3 protein-coding genes are annotated in these 1,860 nt (G+C 80.2%); 1 reads left to right on the top strand and 2 read right to left on the bottom strand.

Annotation, left to right across the window (positions count from 1 at the left end; all coding sequences use genetic code 11):
- Positions 1-228: AMIN-like domain-containing (lipo)protein (locus tag VER05_RS06015; RefSeq protein ID WP_422653155.1), on the bottom strand; the 228-nt coding region annotated here is incomplete at its 3' end.
- A 117-nt stretch (positions 229-345) separates the two neighbouring features.
- Between VER05_RS06015 and VER05_RS06010 the strand changes: the two genes are divergently transcribed.
- On the top strand, positions 346-918 hold the full coding sequence (locus tag VER05_RS06010) for an HhH-GPD-type base excision DNA repair protein (RefSeq protein WP_324844475.1): 573 nt from the start codon (positions 346-348) through the stop codon (positions 916-918).
- A gap of 68 nt (positions 919-986) precedes the next feature.
- Here the strand turns inward: VER05_RS06010 and VER05_RS06005 are convergent.
- Positions 987-1,860, bottom strand: an 874-nt coding sequence (locus VER05_RS06005) for a hypothetical protein (protein WP_324844474.1), incomplete at its 5' end; no start/stop codon positions are given.

Here is a 1,860-nt window from a genome sequence, read left to right as displayed (position 1 = left end):
CCACGCGGTGAGCGGCCGGTCGACGTCCAGGACGAGGCGGTCGTAGCAGTCGTGCCGTCCCGCGCGGACGTTCGTCAGCTGGCCCGCGGACATGCCCGGGACGCCCTTCGCGAGCGACCCCCAGACCTGCCCGCAGTACGGATGGGCCGACGCCGCGGGAGCCGCGACCACGGTCCCGGCGAGCAGCAGCGAGAGCACGGACAGCAGGGCGAGCAGTCGGCGGCGCATTGCGGTACCCCCTCGTACCCCGCCGAGCGTGCGCCCGCCGCTCGCGCCCGTCAACGGCCCCGTGGCACCCGCGGCGGGTGAGATCGGCGGGGTCGGGCGCTCGGGCACAATGGCGCGATGACCCTGTGGCTCACCGGCGACGCCGACGCGGACCGCCTGCTCGACACCGACCCGTTCGCCCTGCTCGTCGGGATGCTGCTGGACCAGCAGGTCACGATGGAGTCGGCGTTCGCCGGCCCGGCCAAGATCGAGCAGCGCATGAGCGGGTTCGACGTCCGCCGGATCGCCGAGGCCGACCCCGAGGAGTTCGCCGCGTTGTGCGCCACGCCCCCGGCCGTCCACCGCTTCCCCGGGTCGATGGCGGGCCGCATCCAGGCGGTCGCCCGCGCGGTCGCCGAGGAGTACGACGGCGACGTCACCCGGATCTGGACCGACGGCGACCCGGACGGCGCGACCGTGCTGAAGCGGCTCAAGGCCCTGCCCGGGTTCGGCGACCAGAAGGCGCGCATCTTCCTGGCGCTCCTCGCCAAGCAGCGCGGCGTCGCCCCGGCCGGCTGGCAGGAGGCGGCCGGCGCGTACGCCGACGACGTGCCGCGGTCGATCGCCGACGTGCGGGACCCCGAGTCGCTGCGCCGCGTGCGGGAGACGAAGCAGGCCGCCAAGGCCGCCGCGCGGGCCGCGAAGGGCTGACGCCCGGCGCGACGCCGGCCGCCCGCGCACCGGGACGACGCCGCCAGCCCGCCCGGCGCGCCGCCGGGTCACCGCACGTCGCCCCGCACCAGCCGGACCGCGCCCACGAGCAGCGGCACCACCACCCACGCACCCGCGGCGGTGGCGAGGTGCGCCCACTGCCCCGGCCCGGGAGCGGCGCCCCGGGCGAGCGGGCCGAGCGCCGCGGCGAGGTCGACCCAGCCGACCGACCGCGCCAGCACGGGCGCCGCGTGCGCGAGCGAGGTCACCAGCGCCGGGGCGACGGCCAGGGCCGCGAGCGCGCGGGGCGCCCCGCGCAGCGCCGCCCCCGCGGCCGCACCGGCCAGCACGAGCAGCGCGACCTCCCCGACCGCGTCCAGCGCGCCCGCGGCCGTCGGCGCCCAGCCCGGCGCCCCGGGGTAGTGCCGCGCGAACGCCGCCACGGCGACGGCCCCGACGGCGGCGAGCGCCAGGAGCACCGCGGTGCCTGCGGCGACGGTCACCGTCGCGGCCAGCACCCGCAGCCGGCGGGGCTCGTGCGCGATCGTCACGCCCATCACGCCGCGGGACCAGAGCGTGGTGACCGCCAGCGCCCCCGCGACCGGGGCCAGCAGCACCAGGGGCGACAGCGCGGCGTGCAGCAGGAGCGCGAACCGCACGTCGCCGACCGGGGCGCGCAGCCCGGACAGCACCGCGAGGCCCGCCGCCGACGCGACGGCCGCCGCGGCGACCGCCCGCAGCGAGCGGTCACGGCGCTGCCGGCGCGCCTCGGCGCGGAGCAGCAGGCGGGCCGGCACGCCGCGCCCCGTCGGCAGCGGGGACGCGGCGGGCGCCGACGGGCGCGCGGGGGCGCTCGTGCCGCCGGGTCGAGGGCCCGCCGCCGACGCCGCGCGGACCGGTGCCGTCGGCGAGACCGCGCCGCCCGGCGACGCCGAGCCGGTC

The organism is Cellulomonas sp., assembly GCF_035634735.1.
GTDB lineage: Bacteria > Actinomycetota > Actinomycetes > Actinomycetales > Cellulomonadaceae > Cellulomonas.
The sequence above is the reverse complement of the archived record's forward strand: the minus strand, read 5'-3'. Positions and strand labels throughout refer to the sequence as shown.

What these genes read in the sequence shown, in the direction of transcription:
- VER05_RS06010 (WP_324844475.1), top strand. Translation starts at nt 346, where the DNA reads ATGACCCTGTGGCTCACCGGCGACGCCGACGCGGACCGCCTGCTCGAC.